Here is a 22,546-nt window from a genome sequence, read left to right on the forward strand (position 1 = left end):
CTTATATTCAGTATCTATTGAAGAGCATCGCTTCCGGTGCTCTTTTTCTTTGACTACATTTTTCAGACAGTGCCCAGAATAACTATAAAAGAAATTTGCATATTGCCACCCTATTCAAATTTGAATATAATATCCATGTTTCCTGATTTTCTGATGTTGAACACTATAATAAAAAGGAGCCTGTACGCATGCATTCGAAAGAAAGTAATCTTAAACTTGTAGTTGTAGGCCTGCTGCTCGGTATATTGATGTCTGCAATGGACAATACCATAGTAGCTTCGGCGATGGGCACCATCGTTGCCGACTTGGGCGGGCTGGATAAAATCGTATGGGTCACCTCTGCTTACATGGTTATGGTCATGGCTGGTACCCCGATCTTCGGCAAGCTCTCCGATATGTATGGCCGCAAACGATTTTTCATGTTCGGACTCATTGTCTTCCTGGTAGGCTCGGCGCTGTGTGGAACGGCGACTACGATTACCCAGCTTAGCCTTTACCGCGCGGTTCAAGGAATCGGTGGCGGGGCGCTGATGCCGATCGCCTTCACGATTGTTTTTGACATTTTCCCGCCTGAGAAAAGAGGCAAGCTCACCGGCCTGTTCGGGGCCGTTTTCGGTATCTCCAGTGTACTAGGCCCGTTACTGGGAGCGTACATCACTGATTATGTAGGCTGGCAATGGGTGTTCTACATCAACCTTCCACTGGGCATTGTCGCCATCTTCCTGATTGCATTGTCTTACAAAGAATCTGTTACCCATTCCAAGCAGCGTATTGACTGGGGCGGAGCCTTCACACTGGTTGCAGCCATCATCTGCCTCATGTTCGCCCTGGAACTGGGCGGCAATCAATATGCGTGGGACTCCTCCGTAATCCTCGGGTTGTTCGCAGGCTTTGCTGTTCTCCTAATCGCATTCATTCTCATCGAACGTGTAGCTGCAGAGCCAGTCATCTCGTTCGCCATGTTTGGTAAAAGATTGTTCGCAACAAGCAGCATTACCGCCTTCTTCTATGGTTCGGCCTTTATTGTGGCAACCATCTATATTCCGATCTTCGTCCAAGGCGTATTTGGCGGTTCAGCAACCAATTCCGGGCTAATTCTGATGCCGATGATGATTGGTTCCGTTCTAGGAAGCCAGTCAGGTGGTCTACTCGCAAGCAAGACAAGCTTCCGCAACATTATGATACTGTCAGCGATCTGCTTCGTTGCCGGGGTGTTCACGCTGACCACTTTGTCACCGGACACTTCTCGCCTGCTGCTCAATGTATTTATGGCCTTGACTGGCTTCGGCGTCGGCTTCTCCTTCTCGGTTCTGAGCATGGCCTCCATCCATAACTTCGGGATGCGTGAACGCGGTTCTGCTACTTCCACCAACACATTTATGCGTTCGCTCGGGATGACGCTCGGGATTACGATCTTTGGGATTATTCAGCGTAACAGCTTTACGAATAGCTTAACTGAAGCCTTTGGTGCCGGTGGCCAAACCGCGGCGTTCGGTGATCCACGTGCCGCTTTGACTCCGGAAGCCAGAGCCAAGATTCCAGCACCAGTTCTGGAGAAAATATCATCTGCACTCTCCACATCCATTGCGGATACCTTCCTGTGGGCCTTGGTCCCTGCAGTACTCGCTTTGGTCTTCGTGCTGCTGATGCCGCCAGGTGACCGTCTGTTGATTCCAGGTAAATCGGCACAGACGTCCCCCTCCAAGAGGTAAGCCATGTCCATTAAACTTGCAGTTCTCGGCCTGCTCCTGGAACGGAACATGCACCCGTATGAAATCACACTGGTGATGAAGGATCGCCGAATGGACCAGATTATGAAGCTGCAGATGGGGTCACTCTATTATGCTGTCGACAAGATGTCGCAAGATGGGCTCATTGAAGCGGTAGAAGTGATAAGCAGCAAGGACAGACCTGACAAGACGATCTATAGCATTACTGACAAGGGCAAGAATATATTCGAGCAGCTCATCCTGCAGCAGATCAAGAAGAATGATCCTGTCTTCCATCCACTATATATTCCACTCGCCTTCTCCCGCTATGTAGACCAGGAAAAGCTTGCAGAACTGCTGAACGAACGTGTTCTGAAGGCAGAACATGATGTCAATCTGACCTATCAGATTTATGAAGAGCATATCCCCCTCGTGCCCCGATCTGTGCTGCATGTAATGTATGGACGGTACGAGCATTGTCTTACCGAACTAAAGTGGCTTAAGCGTCTTTATGAGGATGTGCTGGCCAACAAACTATGCGATATCGGAACATCACTGGATACAGAGGCCTGAGGGCCTCTGTTTTTTGTATGCATTAACCAATGCCAAGGATTTAATGGTATTTTATCTAATCAGATATTACTTTTTGGACCAGCTCAAAATTGCACATTAAAGGGTGATGACCGTCGGTAAGCTGAATGCTACTAACAAGGATACGGGTAGAAACAAATCTGTCGGGTCTAGAATGGTTATGGATTAGTAAGATCACGGGCACACTGTCGTCATAACCCTTAAGAAATAACCAGCTTCATCATTATTAGGCAAGGGAGGGAACATGTTATGAGCAATCCCAAGAAACCGTTCGGAGGCACCAGCCTTGATAATCCCGAACAGTACCCTACAGATCAGGAAAGCCTGTTCGAGATGTACGAAAGTGAAGCAACCGTTGACGCAATTCCGATGGAAGATCTGAATCTGGAGAGGCACGAAGAGAAGGAAGACAAGGACAACACCAAACACCGCTCTTCCAGTGAGGAGAAATACAATACAGGTTTTTAATCACAAAAAGGAGGGAACATTCTCTATCCCCCTCTTAGTCCCCCTACTCTAATGATCAAAACGTAACGAACCGGACCACATTAAATGTGGTCCGGTTTTTTTCATAATCAGGCACACAATATCGTTCTTTATTACGAATTTTATTAGAAAACTAGCGATATACAGAGTATATAAGAGATAATAAGCATTTTTAGTTCTTTATAAAGCACAAATCAATGAAATTAGCGGTTTTCTTTTTCCTAGTGCCCGTGTATGATTTGGTTATCACATCGTTCTTAATAAAGAACAAATATAGCGAACCGGCATCCCGGTAAGAAATGAGAGGAGGTATTCCTCTGTATCCTAGATCAGCTCGCCAACGAAAAAGAAAACGTAAGCATATCGGTCTGCGAATGCTGCAATCAGGCATGGCCATATCGGTTCTTTTCCTTTATACGTCCAATCAGATCGGCAGCACTTATGGTGAATTCAACACTTCGAAGCAGCAGAACACCACAATAGAGCTGTGCAAAGTATTCCCCGGCCAGATCGAGAAGCTGCTGCAGGAATTGGGCGACCACATTAAAAGGATTAACGAACTCACAGCTTCACTGAACAGCCACTCTGTCACGCTAGCTTTGGGAAGCTCCGCAGCGGTCGAAGGCTTGTCGCTGGAAGAGCTGGACCATGCCGCGCAGGAGACCGCGCAGCAGATTACAGCGGCTACCGGTGAGATTGGTGCGCTTGATAGCCAGCTTAGCTTCAATGCAGGGGTCTGGCTAGAGATTATGCAAGAGGTTGCAAGCTCTGCCCGAATTTTGTCCCAGATCGGAGGGTATATGATCAACTTAGAACCCAACTGTCTGGAAATCCGCGATGCCCAATTCTTCGAGGAGTTCCAAAGCAGCCTTAGTCAAAGCAACGTACTGTCCGAATCTCTTGTAACCACCTTGACCGGAATTCTAAATTATCTCGTCTCAATTCATGAACTCGGAGGTTCACTTCCTCCGGAGAGTCCTGTTACATCCCTGCTGGAACCAAACATTCCGGCCTTCCTGACCCAGGAGCCCATCCTGACATTCTTCGCCAGAGCCTACACACCCCAAACAGAAGTCTCCACGGAGTTACAGTCTAGCTATGAACAGATGAATACAGAGATGAACGAGGCTAAGCGTTCCCTCGCCAGCGAGATTGACACTCTGAAAGGACAGCAAGAGCAGATCGCCGAGGCAAAAGCCAAGCTGCTGGAACAAGCCCGCAAGGAGGAAGAAGAACGGCAAGCAGAGGAGAAGAAAAAGCAGGAAGAAGCTGCTGAGAAAGCCAAGGAAAAAGCAGGCAAGCCGGATAAAGGTGCACCTAAGCCAGAAACACCTCCGGCCGGCAACCCCGATCCTGATGGCAAGAACAACGGAACGGACGAACCAGCGGCATCGGCCTCTCCAATACCAACAGCTACTGCTGAGCCCGCAGACTCCCCGAGCGGAGAGCCTGCCCCTATCTCCACACCTGAGGAAACACCGAACGTACAGCCGTCCGCAGAGCCGTCGCCTTCAGCTACAACTTTGCCAGTAACGAATTCAATTCCTTCGGCAACTCCAGCACCCTCTGCTTCTCCAGAATCAGATTCCATTAAAGGCGGCGATTAAGAAATGCTTATCAAAAAAATCATTGGCAATACGATAACCACCCTGATGCTTATCGTGTTCCTGGTGGTAGTCGCAGCAGTTGTAGTCTCCAAGGCCTCAGGCGGAGAGCCTACCTTCTTCGGTTATCAAATCAAGACGGTCCTATCCGGTTCCATGGAACCGGGCATCCATACCGGCTCCATCATTGCGCTCAAACCCGGTGGTGATATGACCCGCTTCCAGAAAGGCGATGTCATTACCTTCATGAATCCAGAGAACATTCTGATCACCCACCGTATCGTCGATGTCAGCATGAACAGCGCCATTGGCGAGGCCAGCTATACAACCAAGGGCGACAACAATAACGCTGCCGACATGTCCCCGGTCAGTTCGACCAACGTGATCGGAGAGTATACCGGCTTTACCGTTCCTTATGTTGGTTATGCCATGAACTTCGCAGTTTCCAAGGCAGGTAGCGTGCTGCTAATGATCGTACCAGGTCTCCTGCTCCTGTTGTACGCGTTATACAGTACCTGGAAAGCTATCACCGCTCTGGAAAAGAAGAATAATGTGCCTGCCCCTGCTGAGTCACTGCCGGACACCTTACATTAATAGGATTGTAAACTCCCGTTTACGAAACGTGGAGCAACAATATACATGACGTAAAGTCAGAAACTAAAAAGATCGAGAGAGGGATGAAAGAATGAATATTAAAAAAACACTGGGGCTGGGCGTTGTCTCAGCAGCGCTTGGATTGACTTTGGTCGGCGGGGGAACCTTCGCATATTTCAGCGATACCGCGCAAAGTACAGCTTCTTTTAACAACGGAACATTGAGCTTGGATTCTGATCCCTCTGTGATCGTGGACCTCAACAATCTCAAGCCAGGTGATATCATCACCAGAGACTTCAAGCTGAAGAATAGCGGCTCACTTGATATTTCCCAAGTGCTGCTGAAAACGGCAACTGAAGTTATAGACGTGAACAATGACAATGGAACCCATAACTTGAAAGATGACATCGTGGTCACCTTCCTGGTTAATAAAGACAAGATCACTTCTCCGGTTCTGATTAAAAAACTGTCTGAGCTGGAAAACCTTTCGCCTGACCTTGTAAAAGCAGGCATCCTTGGTTCAGTTTTCGGCGAAAAATCAGGGATCAAGGCAGGAACTCTGGATAAGCTGTCTGTTCAGTTTGCCTTTGTCGACAACCTCCAGCCTCAGAACTACTACCAGGGAGACAGCCTGAAATTGAAGTGGACCTTCGAGGCTAAACAAGGCGCTGGCGAATACAAGTAAGCCGTTCGATCTCAACGCATTAACTATTTTGTCTACCATTTTATTAACCATATAAGAGGAGGAATTTATTCATGGGTATCAAAAAAACATTGGGTCTTGGCGTAGCAACGGCGGCTTTGGGATTGTCTTTAATCGGGGGCGGCACCTTCGCTTACTTCAGCGATACAGCGGAAAGCACAGCAACTTTCGCCGCTGGTACGCTGGATCTGAATACTAATCCTGAGCAAAATGTGAACCTGAGCAATCTGAAGCCAGGTGACATCGCTGTCCGCAACTTCACTCTGCAGAATAGCGGCTCGCTCGACATTAAAGAACTGAAGCTGGTTACTACGTATATCGTAACTGATACTAACAGCAACAACGCCGGACAGGATCTGGGTGCTCACTTTAAAGTAAAGCTCCTTGACAGCAGCTATACTAGCGGCTCAATTGCTGGCCATGTCGTTGCCGAAGCAACACTCAAGGATTTGCAGAGCAATCCAGGCTACGATTTGGTAGCCAATGCCTTCCCAGGCGGCATCTCCGCAGCCCAATCCAAGACGCTCAAATTAGCCTTTGAGTTCGTTGAGAACGGCCAGGATCAAAACATCTTCCAAGGTGACAAACTGGACGTGAAGTTGACCTTCAACGCCAAGCAAGGCGCCGGAGAATTAAAATAAGTCTGATTCCTAAAAACTACCGGCATCTCTTACACCCTTCACCGGGCTAAGACATGCCGGTTTTTGCTCCAATCCCCTCCTCTTTTCTCCTCTGAACAGCAATGTGTCTTTGTCCGTTTCAAGGAAATTTGTTATACTTATACAAAAAGTACGGAGGGGCGTTGTCATCGTGCCTGATAATATGGGAGGGCGCATCCATGAACTCCGGGTCGAGAAGGGCTTATCCTTATCCGAACTTGCGGACAAGGCGGATGTGGCCAAGTCGTACCTGAGTAATGTTGAGAGAAATATTCAGTCCAACCCCTCTATCCAATTCATTGAAAAAATTGCCGACGCACTACAAGTATCTATTCACGTGTTGCTATATGGAGACCTCTCCGACACTGAAGAGACGCCGCTGGATTCGGAATGGTTCCGGCTCGTGCAAGAGGCAATGAGCTCCGGCATCAGCAAGCGGGAGTTCAAGGAATTTCTAGATTATCAAAAATGGCGTCTTGAACAAAAGGATTAAAGATTTCGGCCCTGAGCGCTTCAATAGCTTGGGGCCCCATCATATAGAGAAGGGCACAGCATATGCTGTGCCCTTCTCTATATGTATCTGTTATGATTCAAGCTGCTAAATAGCCTTCAAAGCCTTCTCATTAAAGAAACGGCGAATCTCCTCCGCCTTGATGCCCGCCTTCTTGGCACTCAGCAGCAAATATACCCATTCTAAATCCAGATCAACTGTCTGCAGTTCTCCGTTGTTCCCCTGGTTGGACTTATCCAAAAAATCTCCTCCTAAGATTTCGCGTCCCCAGGCAGTCCGGCCGTCGTAGTATTTCTACCTTAGACCCGAGACTTTGTGCCCCTGCCTTTCAACAGGTTTACCCTTTACTGGACCCTTTACATGAAAGGATCTGGCTAGAAATTATTATTAAAAACCATACTGCAATAACATTATACAAGAAAGAATCGGAAAAGTGTGTCGTTTTCTGGGAATTTCTAAGGTGAGAAATGTAAAAAGTTTAGCTCTTTTTGACTAATACCTGTCCAAGTTGAAACCACCTGTACCCAATGCACAATTTTGAACTTATTAATAATTCTACTAACCCAAAATAGACTAATTATAGAACCATTAACCCATATCCGAGCATTGTAATCAGGTTTTATAAAAAAAACGAGGACTATCGAATTATTTTAATAGTTACACTTGTTGATGTAATCTATTTATGGCGCTATGGCATCAATGACCAGGCTGAACCATACCGTTTTGCGATTGGATTGGACGAAAGTATGAATTGATTAAGGCCACCGAAAGTAGCACAATAGTAAGGAAATGAAAACGCAACCATCACAGCTCCGAACAAGGCCCATACCAGCGCCCCGCGTTTGGAGTTCATCCGTTAGGAGGATGTATTCATGGCAGCCAAAGAGCCCTACAATGAATCTGTTTGGAGCAAATATTATGGCCCCAATCTGGGCTACATTCAGGAGAAGTATGAGCAGTTTGTGAAAGACCCCTCCTCAGTTGAAAATAATTACCGTGAACTTTTTACTGTTTATGGCCCGCCTCCCCTGGCGCCGGATGCTGAACCAGCTCCGCAGCCTATCGTCTCGGGAGATGCAGTTTGGCTTCGCAAGGCTGTCAAAGCCTCTAAGCTAATCGCTAACATTCGTATATATGGCCATTTGGCCGCCAATATTGACCCGCTGGAGCGGGATCACAATCCTATGACAAAATGGCTGAATCATGAAACGTATGAATTGACGCGAGAGGACCTCATGGCCCTCCCTGCTTCACTAATTTGGGAGAATGTCCCGGATAATATTCAAACCGCTTGGGACGCCGTTCACCGGATGCGCCAAGCCTATACACAAACTATAGCCTACGAATTTGGTCATGTGCATGATGAACAGGAACTTCGCTGGTTGAACAGCCAGGCGGAGTCCGTTAACTCACCTGCGCCATTGAATACCGCCGAACGCAAGGATTTGCTGAATCGGCTAATTCAAGTGGAGCAGTTTGAGACCTTCCTGCACAAGACTTTCGTAGGCCAAAAGCGTTTCAGTCTGGAGGGCAATGATGCCCTGGTACCAATGCTGGACGAAATCGTACGCGCTGCCGCGCATGAAGGTGCCGAGCATATCCTGATGGGTATGGCCCACCGCGGGCGTCTGAACGTACTGGCTCATATCCTGGGCAAGCCGTACGATATCATTTTCTCCGAGTTCCATCATTCACCGAACAAGGAACTGTTCCCTTCGGAAGGCTCCATGGGTATTAACTACGGCTGGACCGGAGACGTAAAGTACCATCTGGGTGCTGATCGCGCCGTACGTGAAGGCGAAACCGTCCGCACTAGGCTGACACTGGCGAACAACCCGAGCCACCTGGAGTTTGTTAATCCTGTCGTAGAAGGCTTCGCCCGTGCCGCTCAAGAAGAGCGCAGCACACCAGGCCTGCCGAAGCTCGACACGAACAAGGCAATCGCTGTGCTGATGCACGGAGATGCCGCCTTCCCAGGTGAAGGCATTGTGGCCGAGACACTGAATATCGGCAAGCTGGACGGTTATACGAATGGCGGTACAATTCATATCATCGTCAACAATCGAATCGGCTTCACGACCGAAAGCGAGGACTCTCGGTCGACGCATTATGCCAGTGACCTGGCCAAAGGCTATGAGATCCCTATCATCCATGTTAATGCTGATGACCCGGAAGCCTGTGTAGCAGCTGTTCGTCTGGCTAGCGCTTATCGCAATAAGTACAAGAAGGATTTTGTCATTGATCTGATCGGTTACCGCCGCCACGGCCATAATGAGATGGATGATCCGGAAACAACCCAGCCGATCGTCTACAGCAAGGTCCGCAATCACCCGACAGTTCACAGAATCTATGCCGAACGCCTCCGTCAGGAGAAGGTCGTCACAGATGAAGATGTGAAGCAAATGAATGCCGATGCAGAGAGCATCTTGCAGCAGGCTTATGATAATATGAAAGAAGGCAAAAATAAGAGCGCGGACAGCAAGACTTCCGTTCCCGTGAAGACAGAGACTGTCCCTAGCAAATTGACTGCCGTCTCTCTTGCTACGCTCCAACAGATCAACCGCGAGTTGCTTAGCGTTCCTGACGGATTCACAGTCTATCCTAAGTTGCAGCGGATTCTGCAGCGGCGCAAAGACGCGCTGAACGAAGGCGAGAAGGTGGACTGGGCACTGGCAGAAACTCTGGCCTTCGCGACCATTCTTAGAGACGGGACTCCGATTCGCTTGAGCGGCCAAGATGCACAGCGCGGTACCTTCGCGCACCGTCACCTCGTCCTGCATGACAGCGAGACCGGAGAGTTGTTCTCTCCGCTGCATCAATTGAGCGAAACTCACGCCTCCTTTGGCGTGTACAACAGCCCGTTGTCTGAAGCTTCGGTGCTTGGCTTCGAGTATGGCTACAACGTATTTGCACCTGAGACTTTCGTGATCTGGGAAGCCCAGTACGGCGACTTCGCCAATGCCGGGCAGGTCATCATCGACCAGTTCATCTCAGCCGGCCGGGCAAAATGGACACAGCGCAGCAACCTAGCTATGCTGCTTCCACACGGCTACGAAGGTCAGGGACCGGAGCACTCCAGCGCTAGATTGGAGCGTTTCCTCCAGCTGTCAGCGGAAGAAAATTGGACGGTGGCGAACCTGACCACTGCGTCCCAGTATTTCCACCTGCTGCGCCGTCAGGCTTCTCTGTGCGGCAAAGCAGATGCCCGTCCACTCGTCGTCATGGCGCCGAAGAGCCTGATCCGCAACGCGCGCAGCACCTCTGCCGGAACCGAACTGGTTTCAGGGCAGTTCCAGGCTGTACTGCCTGAGCCGCTGCTCGGCCAAAACCCGGCTGAAGTGAAACGGCTCGTGGTTTGCAGCGGCAAGGTCGCTATTGACCTGCAAGCCGAGCTGGAAGCTGCTACTGCAAAGGGCAAGGAATGGTCCTGGCTGCATATCTTGCGGCTGGAGCAGCTCTACCCGTTCCCAGAACAGGAACTGGCTGCTCATCTGAGCACCTTCCGTTCTTTGGAGGAAATCGTTTGGGTACAGGAAGAACCGAAGAACATGGGCTCCTGGAGCTTCACTGAGCCTCGTTTACGGGCCATCGCTCCCGAGAATACCAAGGTTAAATATATCGGCCGTCCGGAGCGTTCCAGCCCGGCAAGCGGATATGCAGATGTTCACACCTACGAGCAACGTAGAATTGTTACGGAAGCCCTGAAATTGAATTCGCAAGTACAAACGGCTGTACCGTCCTCCTAAGAGGACGGTGTCACTATAGCGTAAACTATAAAGTTTGGGGAGGTAGCGGCCTGTGTCTGAAATTAAAGTACCTGATCTAGGCGAATCCATTTCCGAAGGAACGATCTACAAATGGCTGGTTAAAGAGGGCGATACTGTCGGCCAGGGAGATGTACTGGCAGAGCTGGAGACGGACAAAGTCAATCTTGAGATTAGTGCAGAGGAGGATGGGGTCATCTCCTCCATCCTGCGGCAAGCCGGCGAGAACGTAGCCGTTGGCGAAGCCATCGGCATTATCGGCGCGGCAGCAGCCGGCACGCCAAAAGCGGCGAACGGCAGTAACACCGTGGCCGCACAGGAAGCGGCAGGCGGCAGCAACGCCGCCGCGCCTCAGGCAGTAGCGGTAGCGCCTGCACCCGCTACAAGTCCCGCGCCCGTAGCTGTGGGCGCGGGCGACAGCTCCGCGGCCCTGGCTACGCCGGGCGCGCGCAAGCTGGCACGGGAGCGCGGCATCGCCCTTGGCGAGGTTAGCGCCCGTGACCCAATCGGCCGGATTGGCCAGGCCGATGTACAGGACCATGGCGCAGCGAGTGCTGCTGCGCCAGCTGCTCCGGCGCCGCAAGGCAAGCCGGAGGCGGCGAAGCCGCTTGCGGCGCTGGGCAAAGCGCCGCACCCGGAGGACGGCAAAGCGACTGAGCGCAAGCGCATGTCGCGCAGACGGCTGACTATTGCCAGCCGTCTGGTGGAAGCGCAGCAGACAGCGGCGATGCTGACCACCTTCAACGAGGTGGACATGACGGCGATTCTCGATATCCGCAAACGCCGCAAGGATAACTTCAAAGAGAAGCATGATGTCGGGCTCGGCTTCATGTCCTTCTTCACCAAGGCCGTGATCGGCGCCTTGAAGGCCTATCCAATGCTTAACGCCGAGATCGACGGCGAGGATCTGCTGCTGAAGAAATACTATGATATCGGCATTGCCGTTGCGGCCAAGGAAGGTCTGGTCGTACCGGTCGTCCGCGATGCGGACCGGCTGAGCTTCCCGCAGATCGAGCGGGAAATCGGTGCGCTGGCCGCTAAAGCACGGGCCAACACGCTTAGCCTGGCTGAGCTGCAAGGCGGCACATTCACGATAACTAACGGCGGAGTGTTCGGCTCACTGCTCTCTACACCGATCCTTAATACCCCACAGGTAGGTATCCTGGGTATGCACAAAATCCAACTGCGCCCGATTGCACTGGACGAAGAGACTACTGTCAATCGGCCGATGATGTATATCGCCCTGTCCTATGACCACCGGATCGTCGACGGCTCCGAAGCCGTAAGCTTCCTGGTCAAAGTCAAGGAACTGCTGGAAGATCCGGAAGCGCTGCTGTTGGAAGGCTAATTGCCTTCATCCAGGTTGGCCATGAGGAAGCAAACATATCAATCAAAAAGGAGATTCCCGGAGCGTTGCTCCAGGGACCTCCTTTTTTTACGACCATACTTATCGGTCTTGCTTAGCTTCTGTACCTTAACCTTCCCAATGGAAGTAAATTCGGCAGTCATGGACGATATAAAGTACTAGACTACCGCTATTTTTTATTGAATGATCGCCTCTCGTTAATACAAATGCTTATCTCCAAAATGTAATCTTGTCAGAGCTTAACCGCACGGATTCATATCCTGCTTCCTTCGCTTTGCCTATGGAGATAATCATTACTGGCGCATAGCGTTCTTCATCTAAATCAAATGCTTTGGCTACCTGATCAACTTCAAAGCCTGCCATTGGATTCGTATCATACCCATGTGCACGAGCGACTAACATTAACTGCATAGCAAACAGGCTGCTATCGATTTTTGCCACTTCGATTTTCAATTCTTTCGGTAAAGTTGGATACATCGACAGGATCGTTTGAACCTGGCTATCACGTACTTCTGCTGGCATTTTTCCTTGTTCCACAGCTGTGTTGTAAATTTCTTCAACATTTAAATAGCTTTCGGTGTCGCCAAAAATCAGCAGCATGGCTGATGAAGTATCATTTTGCAAAGTGTTGAAACGCACAAGCGGTCTTAGTTTTTCTTTTCCTTCCGGAGTATCCACCACAACTACACGCCAAGGCTGCATATTTGCAGAGGACGGGGCCAGGCTGGCTTCCGCAATTATTTCACTAAGCTCTTCTTTCGATATTTTAAAGTTCTCGTCATAATTACGAACAGAACGGCGTTCCTTGACAATACTGGCGAAATCATTATTTAGAGTATTATTAAACATAGAATTTCTCTCCTCTTGATAACGGTAGTTTTTTGACATTGTGTATGTCGTTCGTTATCATATTCGCATTATGAACTATAAACCTAAGTTTATAGCAACAAGTAAAAGAGGTCATAGATTATGAAAATAAATGAGGTTTCGAAATTAACGGGTCTGCCTATCTCAACGTTGAGATTCTATGAACGTAAAAATCTAATTCCGGACATCTTTCTGCAAAGAGATGCCAATAATTATCGTATTTATTCTAAGGAGATTGTTGAGTTCCTGGAAGATGTAAAGGCACTTTTATCCGTAGGCTTTTCCATAGAGGAAATAAGTCTGTTAGTCAGCCAAGAGCTTAATTTATCATACGAGGTAAAGAAGCAGGTTGTTGAACAAAAAATTAAAGAAATTGAAGATGTCCAGAAACGATTGAAAAAATCGAAAAAATTCTTGCATACAGTCTTAGAAGGAAAAGCGAATTTCCAAACAAAATGTTAGAACTAAACTGACTGGAGAATGCCCTGTGAATATACGGATATCATCAATCAGTAAGGTGTTATTCTTAAGTTCACTTTATATAGTTATTTATTCAACTAACATTCCGCTTAGCTTTAGTGAAGGGAAGCCTGCGCGGCTCCATAACCATAGGGGGTATGAAGATCAATGGGAAGATCAATAGGGGCTAACCCACTCCCTGACAGTGCTTTCCCCCAAGCATGTGCAATAACTTGTCCATCGTCAGCAGAACCAGCCTCACGAATATATAAATAAGAGCATTTTTGTACCTTAATTCGGCGGCAACGAAGCGGGAACATTCATTAAGGGCATTTTTGTATGTTAATTCTTCAGGTATATCAACTTTTTAGGGATATGTAGGAAAATAAGGTGCAATAATGCTCTTAATTCCCTTTTTCACGCTAAAATCATCAATATAAGGTACAAAAATGCCGCTATTTAAACGCTGAGTCGACTTTGGAAAAAGAAACGTTACTTGAAGGAACATGGCGGGATGGCAACTGTAGCAGCATAGGCGATCAAGTGAACGCAAAGCAAAAATAGAGGAGATTAGCCCACATAATGAACTAACCATCCTCTACTTAGGTGTTACCTTTTGCTCTGTCTGTCTCTTTATTTAGGCCAACATCACAATCTATATATGGTTAAGCTGTCCCCCCGTAAGGTTTCAGACTCAATCCCTTTTCTGTTTTCTCTTTCTGCACTGGCGGCTTCAGGGAGATCGCAATGATCGAAGCCAGCAGACACAAGAGACCAATCACGATAAAGGTAGGCTTGAATCCACCCAGTAAAGCGGCAATAAATGATCCTGATAAAGCACCGATACCGAAGCCCTGATAGACGATGCCATAGTTCTTGCTGTGATTCTTCAGACCGAAGAAATCACCGACAATAGCCGGGAATACCGTAATGTTACCGCCGAAGCAGAAGGCAATTGCCGCCACACAGGCGAAGAACAGACCAAAGCTCAGATCAGCCAAGCTAAGCGTCAGCATCGCCACAGCGGTTACTACGAGTGATGCACCCACCAGCTTCAAGCGGCTCATTTTATCAGATAATGCCCCAAGGATCAGACGTCCGCTTGTGTTAAAAATCGCGATCATCGCCACCGCATTGGCTGCCGTCTGCACATCAAGTCCAGCCAGCTTCACGCCGATATCCTTAACAATGCCTATCAGGTACAGGCCGCTCATACAAGCGGTGAAAAAAACGATGAACAGCAGATACGCTTCTTTGGTGCGAAGCATTTCTTTAACGGTATAGTCCTTGGCAGCGGTGGAAATACCGGAGGCGGTTGCAGTTGCACCTGTCCGCGTTCTCGCAGGAGCCCCACCAGATGAAGGCTGCTTAGCAACTGGCACAGCGACTGGCGCCGCAGCTTCTCTAACCAGAAGCGAACCAATAACGACCATCACCATCACCATCATTCCCCAATAAAGGAATGCGTTAGATACACCCACCGAATCGATCAGACTGCCATTAATATATTTGAATACCAGGCTTCCTGTCCCATAAGCACCAACAGATACGCCGGAGATTAAGCCTTTATTTTTGGGAAACCATTTGATCAGGTTAGATAACGAAGTAATATAAGCCGTTCCGTCCGCATAGCCGACAATCAATCCTGCCAGTAGATAGAACATCGGGAGAGAACTGGCCTGTGAACTGAGCATTAGCCCCAGTCCTAGCACGATCCCTGCGGTTCCAGTTAGTCTACGGAGACCGAACCGGTCCTGCAGCTTACCCGCGAACAGCGTTGCGAAAGCCAGCGCGAAGCTGGTAATGGAAAAAGTTATTGCGACGGAGCTTAGCTCCCATCCGAATTTGGAGACCAGTTGTGCGTTGAACAAGCTCCAGGTATAGATCGTACCCAGACCCATTTGCATTATGACGGTACCTAGTACAATAAGCCATCGTTTGGCACTTTTACTATCCGTAGTTGTAGTCATAGCCATTTCCTTCTTTCTCTCGTTGGTCGCTGCAAGAGTCTCTATTGCCTCTTCATTGTAGCGAAAGCAACACCGCTTGAGGGAAATACGGAATGAGATGACTGAAATGAGGAATGAAATGCGCTTACAATCGCATAATCTGCCTGAATTCCTTGACCCGACTGCGGCTAACCGGCACTTCAAACTCCAGATCACGCAGACGCAGCAGATACGTATTGTTGAACCAAGGAATGATTTCCTTGATCTTCGACAAATTAACTAAGTAGGAACGGTGGCATCGGAAAAATCTGTCCTGCGGCAGCCGGGCATGAAAATCACTGATGCTGAGCGCCATACTATACTCTTCGCTTTTGGTCATCACACTGGTGGTCTTCTCCTGTGCTGATGCGTAATAAATATCGTCCGCATCCACCACGATGATCTTCTCGTTTTTCCATAAATTCACCTTATCGCTGAGCGGATTACGTTCACCCTCTTCGTCCTGCCGACCACGAGCGGCATAGGCTGTCTCTAGCTTGTGCAGCATCGCTTTGATCCGCACCTCGCTGTACGGCTTCAGAATATAATCGAACGCCTCTATCTCGAACGCCTCAGCGGCATGCTCTTTGTACGCAGTGATGAACACAATATAGGGTTTCACCGAGAACTTGCTGATATTCTGTGCGAGCAGCACCCCGTCGATGGAAGGAATGTTGATATCCAGAAAAAGCACATCTGCCTCCTGGCTCTGCAAATATTTTAGCGCATCCAGCCCGTCCTCAAATTGGGCAGCAATCTCGATTCCGCTGTGGGCCTCAATCAAGAAGGCCAGCTCTTGTCTGGCCAGCTCCTCATCCTCTACAATTATCGCTCTCATCGGCTCTCCTTTTTGACATCAAAATAGATGTCCGTTCCTTTGTCCAGTCGGTGAATCGTCAGTCCGTTCCCATAGATCAGCTTCACCCGCTGGTGTACATTGTATAGTCCGATCTTGTTCTCCGGCATATCGCCGCTGTAGACTTTCTCGATCGTCTCTTCAGAAATGCCAACTCCAGTGTCGCGGATACCGATTCGCACCGTATCACCCTGATCTTTTACCGAAATGGTCACGGTACCCTTCCCTTTTTCCTTCAAAATCCCGTGTACAATGGCATTCTCCACAAGCGGCTGAATAATGAGGCTGGGGATGCGTACCTCCACCTCATCATCGATATCATAAAGCACCGTTAGACGGCTGCCGAAGCGCGCTTTTTCAATCTCCACATATTGCTGAACCTGCTGCAGCTCCTTGTTAATATCAATGATTTCATCCGTCAGCTCCAGATTATACCGCATATACCCGGACAGATTCACAATCAGCTCCCGTGCTTTATCTGGATTGATCCGAATCGAGGAAATGATCGCATTCAGCGCATTGAACAGAAAGTGGGGGTTGATGCTTGTCTGTAATGCCTTCAGCTCCGCCTTGTTCGCCATCTCCTTGATGCCCTCCACCCGCGATACTTCCATCAGTGTAGAAATCATCTGCGACAGCCCCACCGCCATAGCCTGAAGGGAATACGTAATCTTATGGGCTTTGGTGTAGTAAATTTTGAGCGCCCCCGTCACCTCGCCCTTCTCCTTAAGCGGGATAATAATCAACGATTTGATCAGGGGGTTGGTATGGTCGGTATCATTGTTCCGGATCGTAATCTCGCCGCTGGACAGCGTCTGCTTGGTCTCATCGCTAATAATCTCGCTGGTCTCGGCATAATGCTCTTCCCCTATACCAACGTATGCGCGGATCAGCCTGGTATCTGTGATGGCTACAGCGTCCGCTCCAATATCCTCCTTGATGATCTGACAGATGGTATGCAAGGATTCGGGATTGATGTTGCGAAAATACGGCAGCGTCTTGTTGGCGATATCGAGTGCAAGCTTGGATTGCTTGGCGGCGATCCGCTCCTTTTCTCCCTCCACACTCTGAACCAGCATTACGATCAGGCCTACACTGACCTGGCCGATAATCATCGGAAAAGCAATCTTGGACACGATGTCCACCCCAAGCGAAGTTGGATGTGCCATTCCTAGAATAAGCACCATCGTTAGCGCCTCACAGGCCATCCCGGCAAGAATGCCGGCGATCCAGCGCCGTTCAACAGAGCTGCGACGGTAAATCACACCAGACACTACCCCCGCAATCACGCTCGTGATAAGACAGGGGACCGAGGTTACCCCGCCGATATCGATTAGAAAACGGTGTACGCCTGAGATCACCCCGGTGATCAGCCCTACCCATGGACCAAACAGTATCCCTCCGGCCATAATGGCAATGATCCGCACATTCACAAGCGAGCCTTCCACGTTAATGCCGCTGTAGGTGCCGAAAATGGCAAACAGACTGAACACCACCGTTACAATCGCCAGCTCCTGAGGGGCGTACGCACCTTTTTGAAAAATCTCTTTAAACCGCGGCAGACGGGTCAGCACGAACAGACACATCAGCAGTAGCGCGGCTCTTTCGAACAATTGCATCAAAATAGAAAACGTGTGTTGCATTGTCACGGCCTCCAAGAACAATATATCGGTCATTATAGTTATAGTTCCCGTCGCTGTCCAATTGTAGGCCGAATCTGTACATCCTTCAGTTCTCTATGTAGCTAGACAGACTATCGGCAGATGAACAACGAAACTCAGAACTAATCATCCTCTTTTCCACTAGGTAACATCCTCATTCATATTTATAATGAATACATGACGATACCACCAACGGACCTCAGTGACCTTATTCCCTCCGAAGAGGACTTTATGGGGATTTAACGGACTCCAGAGCCGTTGTTGACAAACTTTAGTCTTTCTTTTGTTAGATTCTGTGTAGATAGCTGCTTCTGAGTCCGTAAGGTACTAAAAAAGCTGATGCAGGAGCAATAACGTCACCTGGGTCCGTAAGAGGTCTATATTGCTGGTTCGTGGTATTTGTGGACTTCTGCAGCCGCACGTTGTTCCATATTGCTGGTTCGCGGTATTTGTGGACTTCTACACCCGCACGTTGTTCCATATTGTTAGTTCGCGGTATTTGTGGACTTCTGCAGCCGCACATTGTTCCATATTGCTGGTTCATGGTATTTGTGGACTTCTGCAGCCGCACGTTGTTCCATATTGCTAGTTCGCGGTATTAACGGCAACGCTAGCGGGGCATTAGAGCGGTTGGCTGGGGGAAATTTGCTGGAGGCTTACAATAACGGAGGCGATAACTATGAAAATAAACAATGAGGAAGATATTCTGCGACTTGTCCAAAACGATCCGTGGATGATGGGGGTACTGGAAACAGCCAGTCTACTCCATCTACCAGATTGGTGGGTGTGCGCAGGCTTTGTCCGTTCAAAAATATGGGACACGCTCCATGGCTTCGTGGAAAGAACACCTTTGCCGGATGTTGATGTTGTCTATTTTGACCCCTCTAATCTCGATGAAGCAGAGGAGAAACGACTGGAGGAGCAACTAAGAAGCATAGATCCTTCAGTCCCTTGGTCGGTTAAAAATGAAGCTCGCATGCATCTGATTAATAACATGTTACCATTCTCATCCTCCACAGAAGCTATTTCGAACTTCACTGAGACCGCAACTGCGCTTGGGCTTAGTCTGGACGAGGAGAAGCGAATCATCTTGACAGCTCCACACGGGATCGATGATGCGGTGAATATGGTGTTAAAACCGACGCCTAATTTTGCAGCAGACAAGGAACGCCACCCAATCTTTGTAGAGCGGATCGCGCGAAAAAACTGGCAACAGACCTGGAGCCAACTTCATCTGCATACATCAAGTGCTGTTGATGATTTTCCTACCCTTGTTTAGGTAGCCCAATTCACCTAGGTCAAGTGTCACTATCTATGCATAGGCATAAAATGCAGTATTAATAGACGAAAGGAGAACTTCAATGAGACAAGAAAACAATGGAGTTCAAGGCTTTCAGCAAAGAGATCCCCAACAACAATATTACGGTCATGAACATACGCAACATCCCTATCCCTATCCCTCACCCCATCCTTATTTCCATATCTACAGCTCCCCCCAGGGTATTCACCACATTCATCATCACCACCATCATCATCACCATCACCACCATTACACCGCGAGAGAGCAAGACACTCATCAATAACGATATTCAAAAAGGGACCGGCTATGAGCAGAATACGCGCTCAGAAGCTGGTCCCTGTATTTTATATTCCCGCCCGCTCAACCATTCCGCGAGCGATCCATACGCCTGCCGCTCCGGCCTGCGCTAGACCGCGGGTAATGCCCGCACCGTCTCCGCCGCAGTAGAGGCCGGATATCTCCGTCTCCATCGCTTCCGTAAGCTTCGGACGGGCGGAGTAGAACTTCGCTTCCACGCCATAGAAGAGTGTATGCTCGGAAGCAATTCCCGGCGTGACTTTCTCCAGCGCCTCTACCATCTCGATTAGGCTCTTCATGGTGTTGTAAGGCAACACCAGTCCCAAATCACCCGGCACGGCTTCCTTCAGCGTTGGTTCCAGGAATCCTTCGCTGATCCGTGTCTCCGTAGAGCGCCGTCCACGCAGGATATCACCATATTTCTGGACGATGACGCCGCCGCTGGACAAGTCATTAGCTCTCTTACAGATTTCCCGGGCATATTCGTTCGGTTTGTCGAACGGGTCTGTGAACTTATGCGAGACCAGTAGGGCAAAATTCGTATTTTTGGACCCGAGTGCCGGATCCTTATAGGAGTGCCCATTCGCTGCCATGACCCCGCTGTGATTCTCCACCACCACATGACCGGATGGATTACTGCAGAAGGTACGGACACGCGTACCCACAGAAGTATTGAAAATGAACTTCCCTTCATAAAGATGCTCGTTAATCTCCTGCATCACGACATCCGAAGTCTCGACTCGAACGCCAACGTCCACCTGATTGTTGTACATCTTCAGACGGCGCTTCTTCAGCACCTCAGTCAACCAGGCCGAGCCGTCACGGCCCGGTGCAATCATGACCAGATCGGCCTCGTAGCTCTCCCCGTTCTTCATGGAAATGCCGGTCACCCGGTGAGTTCCATCCTCTTTGACCGTTATCAAGTCCTGTACTTCTGCTTTATACATCATATCGATACGTGTTTTCAAATATTCATATATAGATTTCAGAATCTCGAGGTTCTGCTCTGTTCCGAGGTGGCGAACCTGCGCCCGCAACAGCTTCAATCCAGCCGCATAACCACGCTGCTCGATATCCCGGATACTGTCCGTTGTAGGATCGGTAATTAGATCGGTGGCCCCATGCTCCAGGTTAATCCCGTCTACATAGTTGATTAGCTCGAGCACCTTCGAAGGTGCCAGATAATCCGTCATCCACCCACCGAACTCGGTTGTGATATTAAACTTGCCGTCACTGTATGCGCCCGCGCCCCCAAAACCGGCGGTTATGGAACAAGCAGGCAGACAGCCCGCAAACTCCTTGCGACCGGAGGCTGGCGGACAGAGCTTGATTTTCTCCTCCAGAATTGGACAACTGCGGCGATAAATATCATGACCTTTATCTACGAGCAGCACCTTCCAATGCGGGGCCTTGCGTGTTAGCTCATAGCAAGCGAATATTCCGGCCGGACCGGCACCAACGACAATTACATCATATTTACTCATTTGTTCCTCCCACGAAGATAAGGCTTCTCCGTCCTTGCTGCGGACGGTACGCATTCTCACAATATGATCACTTTGTGTGCTTGTTTGACAGAACTATGACGAGAACCGGGCGTCTGTACAGTCCAACCTTTGCTTACTAGAACATTCAACAACAAAAAAATCCCGGCTACTTATAGGTATGCCAAAGCACCCTATTCGTAGCCAGGAATTTACGGTTCCCTGTAGAGACCCCCAAACCCTATCTTCGGGGATATACGAACTTTCAATACGAATTCTATAGAAAACATACGTATGTGTCAAGTTTAAATATCATATATAGTTCGTATATAGTTAAATATTAAACATTTTTTTCCTGTTTGGGTTTATTTTTAACACCAAAAACCGAACATTATCCCTATGACAAGTTATAGAAGGAAACGATAGGACCTTGTCGAATATATAAGTATATTGCCACTTGAAAAGAGGAACATCTTATGCAGTCCCTACTACAAAATCCTCGCGAAAAATATTGGAATCGCATGCTACTGAACGCTTTCTGGGTCATTCTCCTGGTCTATTTCGCCGGTCAATTGCTCATTTTGCTGGTCATGGGCAATGGCAGGCTGCTGATTTCGGAGAGCGAGTATATTCATATCCGCATGGTACTTCCCGATTCCATGATTCTGATGCTGCTTCTGCTGCTAGAAGGAATCTATCGCTGGAAGCCCTCCTTTTCCGAGATCTCGATTATTGCGGCCAGTCATGTGTATGCCATGATTATTATTCTGCACATCTCACCGGATGTAGCCGTGGAACAGTTCATTCTGCTGATGCCATTGCTTGTATCCATGATCTATCTGAAGAGCTGCTATCTGATCGGATCTTCTGTGATCTGCCTGATCTACTCAGCAGTATTATTCGGAACAGGTGTGAATTATAGCTATATAGAGTACACCGAGAACATTATCATCATTACCATATTTGCAGGAACCTCACTAGCCGGGTTCGCAATCATCGGACGCGGGCGAGACTTGATTCAATCGCTGGAGAATTCAGAGAAGTCAGAGCAGGATCTACGGATACAGAATATCATCATGGACCGATTATCCAAGATTGATCCTTTGACGGACTTATACAACCATAAGACCTTCCACGAATATTTGGGCTGGCTGATTGAGCATCAGCAGAGCAACCCGTTCCCGATGCAACTGGCGGTTCTGGACATCGACAATTTCAAGCAGGTCAATGACAGGTTCGGACATTGGGTCGGAGATATCGTGCTGAAGCATGTGGCATCCGTTGTCCTCAAACACATCTATCCCGATGATTTTGCCGCACGTTACGGTGGAGAGGAATTTGTTGTGATCTTGAATGCCAAGTCTTTCGAAAGCTCACATGAAATTATGGAGACTATCCGTGCGGAAATTGCTGGCCACCCCATTGAGGAGATGGAGGGTCAGGTTATCACCGTGAGCATTGGCATGCATGATTTTGCAGGTGCCGACTCCAAGAGCTATGTATTCCAGAAAGCCGATGATGCATTGTACGAAGCGAAGAAATCGGGAAAAAACCGAATTGTAGCTCTATAAAAACTTTCAAAAAAAACGAGCCCTCCAATAAGGAGCAGCTCGTTTTTTGAGTTTATACTTCCTATACGCCTCTATAAGG

The 22,546-nt window shown here is 48.8% G+C and carries 20 protein-coding genes and 2 riboswitches; of the genes, 14 read left to right on the forward strand and 6 right to left on the reverse strand.

Going from position 1 to position 22,546, the window contains the following annotated elements; all coding sequences use genetic code 11:
* The first annotated feature begins 188 nt into the window (after nt 1-188).
* From AC3Y23_RS21760 to AC3Y23_RS21795, 8 genes are all read left to right on the forward strand, one after another.
* Nucleotides 189-1,712, forward strand: a complete 1,524-nt coding sequence (locus AC3Y23_RS21760) for an MDR family MFS transporter (RefSeq protein ID WP_379202941.1) — start codon at nt 189-191, stop codon at nt 1,710-1,712.
* Nucleotides 1,713-1,715: 3 nt separating this feature from the next.
* Complete coding sequence (locus tag AC3Y23_RS21765) at nt 1,716-2,282, forward strand: PadR family transcriptional regulator (RefSeq protein ID WP_379202943.1); 567 nt, start codon at nt 1,716-1,718, stop codon at nt 2,280-2,282.
* Nucleotides 2,283-2,549: 267 nt separating this feature from the next.
* Nucleotides 2,550-2,768, forward strand: coding sequence for a hypothetical protein (locus tag AC3Y23_RS21770; RefSeq protein ID WP_379202945.1), 219 nt, complete (start codon nt 2,550-2,552; stop codon nt 2,766-2,768).
* 317 nt (nt 2,769-3,085) lie between these two features.
* Nucleotides 3,086-4,393 carry a hypothetical protein gene (locus AC3Y23_RS21775; protein ID WP_379202947.1) on the forward strand — a complete coding sequence of 436 codons (1,308 nt, stop codon included), beginning with the start codon at nt 3,086-3,088 and terminating at the stop codon, nt 4,391-4,393.
* Between the two features lie 3 nt (nt 4,394-4,396).
* The gene (sipW, locus tag AC3Y23_RS21780) at nt 4,397-4,984 is read left to right on the forward strand and encodes a signal peptidase I SipW (protein ID WP_379202949.1); all 588 of its coding nucleotides are present in this window, start codon (nt 4,397-4,399) and stop codon (nt 4,982-4,984) included.
* Between the two features lie 91 nt (nt 4,985-5,075).
* The gene (locus AC3Y23_RS21785; RefSeq protein WP_379202952.1) at nt 5,076-5,669 is read left to right on the forward strand and encodes a TasA family protein; all 594 of its coding nucleotides are present in this window, start codon (nt 5,076-5,078) and stop codon (nt 5,667-5,669) included.
* Nucleotides 5,670-5,740: 71 nt separating this feature from the next.
* Complete coding sequence (locus AC3Y23_RS21790; protein ID WP_379202955.1) at nt 5,741-6,328, forward strand: TasA family protein; 588 nt, start codon at nt 5,741-5,743, stop codon at nt 6,326-6,328.
* A 181-nt stretch (nt 6,329-6,509) separates the two neighbouring features.
* A complete protein-coding gene (locus AC3Y23_RS21795) occupies nt 6,510-6,839 on the forward strand; it encodes a helix-turn-helix domain-containing protein (RefSeq protein WP_217622300.1) in 330 nt (109 codons plus the stop codon).
* A 105-nt stretch (nt 6,840-6,944) separates the two neighbouring features.
* On the opposite strand, the gene AC3Y23_RS21800 is transcribed toward AC3Y23_RS21795, so the two are convergent.
* Nucleotides 6,945-7,097 (reverse strand): anti-repressor SinI family protein, encoded by a 153-nt coding sequence (locus AC3Y23_RS21800; protein ID WP_246316984.1) that lies wholly within the window; start codon nt 7,095-7,097, stop codon nt 6,945-6,947.
* A gap of 27 nt (nt 7,098-7,124) precedes the next feature.
* Nucleotides 7,125-7,209: riboswitch (cyclic di-GMP riboswitch) on the reverse strand.
* A gap of 520 nt (nt 7,210-7,729) precedes the next feature.
* Here AC3Y23_RS21800 and AC3Y23_RS21805 point away from each other — a divergent pair.
* Together AC3Y23_RS21805 and odhB are read left to right on the forward strand one after the other, a co-directional pair.
* Nucleotides 7,730-10,603, forward strand: coding sequence for a 2-oxoglutarate dehydrogenase E1 component (locus AC3Y23_RS21805; protein WP_379202957.1), 2,874 nt, complete (start codon nt 7,730-7,732; stop codon nt 10,601-10,603).
* Nucleotides 10,604-10,655: 52 nt separating this feature from the next.
* Complete coding sequence (odhB, locus tag AC3Y23_RS21810) at nt 10,656-11,969, forward strand: 2-oxoglutarate dehydrogenase complex dihydrolipoyllysine-residue succinyltransferase (protein WP_379202959.1); 1,314 nt, start codon at nt 10,656-10,658, stop codon at nt 11,967-11,969.
* 228 nt (nt 11,970-12,197) lie between these two features.
* Here odhB and AC3Y23_RS21815 read toward each other — a convergent pair whose 3' ends face one another.
* Nucleotides 12,198-12,836 carry a nitroreductase family protein gene (locus AC3Y23_RS21815; RefSeq protein WP_379202961.1) on the reverse strand — a complete coding sequence of 213 codons (639 nt, stop codon included), beginning with the start codon at nt 12,834-12,836 and terminating at the stop codon, nt 12,198-12,200.
* A 120-nt stretch (nt 12,837-12,956) separates the two neighbouring features.
* Here AC3Y23_RS21815 and AC3Y23_RS21820 point away from each other — a divergent pair, with 120 nt between their 5' ends.
* Complete coding sequence (locus AC3Y23_RS21820) at nt 12,957-13,316, forward strand: MerR family transcriptional regulator (protein ID WP_379202963.1); 360 nt, start codon at nt 12,957-12,959, stop codon at nt 13,314-13,316.
* Between the two features lie 662 nt (nt 13,317-13,978).
* On the opposite strand, the gene AC3Y23_RS21825 is transcribed toward AC3Y23_RS21820, so the two are convergent.
* The 3 genes from AC3Y23_RS21825 to AC3Y23_RS21835 all read right to left on the reverse strand — a co-directional run bounded on the left by AC3Y23_RS21825 (nt 13,979) and on the right by AC3Y23_RS21835 (nt 17,800).
* Nucleotides 13,979-15,283, reverse strand: a complete 1,305-nt coding sequence (locus AC3Y23_RS21825) for an L-lactate MFS transporter (protein WP_379202965.1) — start codon at nt 15,281-15,283, stop codon at nt 13,979-13,981.
* A gap of 124 nt (nt 15,284-15,407) precedes the next feature.
* The gene (locus AC3Y23_RS21830; protein WP_379202967.1) at nt 15,408-16,139 is read right to left on the reverse strand and encodes a LytR/AlgR family response regulator transcription factor; all 732 of its coding nucleotides are present in this window, start codon (nt 16,137-16,139) and stop codon (nt 15,408-15,410) included.
* A complete protein-coding gene (locus AC3Y23_RS21835; protein WP_379202969.1) occupies nt 16,136-17,800 on the reverse strand; it encodes a LytS/YhcK type 5TM receptor domain-containing protein in 1,665 nt (554 codons plus the stop codon). The genes AC3Y23_RS21830 and AC3Y23_RS21835 overlap by 4 nt, the downstream gene beginning before the upstream one ends.
* Nucleotides 17,801-18,497: 697 nt before the next feature.
* Here AC3Y23_RS21835 and AC3Y23_RS21840 point away from each other — a divergent pair.
* Together AC3Y23_RS21840 and AC3Y23_RS21845 are read left to right on the forward strand one after the other, a co-directional pair.
* Entirely contained in the window at nt 18,498-19,097 is a 600-nt protein-coding gene (locus AC3Y23_RS21840; protein WP_379202971.1) for a nucleotidyltransferase family protein, read from the forward strand.
* Nucleotides 19,098-19,195: 98 nt separating this feature from the next.
* On the forward strand, nt 19,196-19,528 hold the full coding sequence (locus AC3Y23_RS21845; protein ID WP_379202973.1) for a hypothetical protein: 333 nt from the start codon (nt 19,196-19,198) through the stop codon (nt 19,526-19,528).
* On the opposite strand, the gene AC3Y23_RS21850 is transcribed toward AC3Y23_RS21845, so the two are convergent.
* Nucleotides 19,463-20,899 carry an NAD(P)/FAD-dependent oxidoreductase gene (locus AC3Y23_RS21850; RefSeq protein ID WP_379202975.1) on the reverse strand — a complete coding sequence of 479 codons (1,437 nt, stop codon included), beginning with the start codon at nt 20,897-20,899 and terminating at the stop codon, nt 19,463-19,465. The genes AC3Y23_RS21845 and AC3Y23_RS21850 overlap by 66 nt on opposite strands.
* Nucleotides 20,900-21,077: 178 nt before the next feature.
* Nucleotides 21,078-21,177, reverse strand: a riboswitch (purine riboswitch).
* 195 nt (nt 21,178-21,372) lie between these two features.
* Between AC3Y23_RS21850 and AC3Y23_RS21855 the strand changes: the two genes are divergently transcribed.
* Entirely contained in the window at nt 21,373-22,467 is a 1,095-nt protein-coding gene (locus AC3Y23_RS21855; protein ID WP_379202977.1) for a GGDEF domain-containing protein, read from the forward strand.
* The last annotated feature ends 79 nt before the right edge of the window (nt 22,468-22,546 follow it).

This window comes from Paenibacillus sp. MAHUQ-45, from assembly GCF_058133325.1.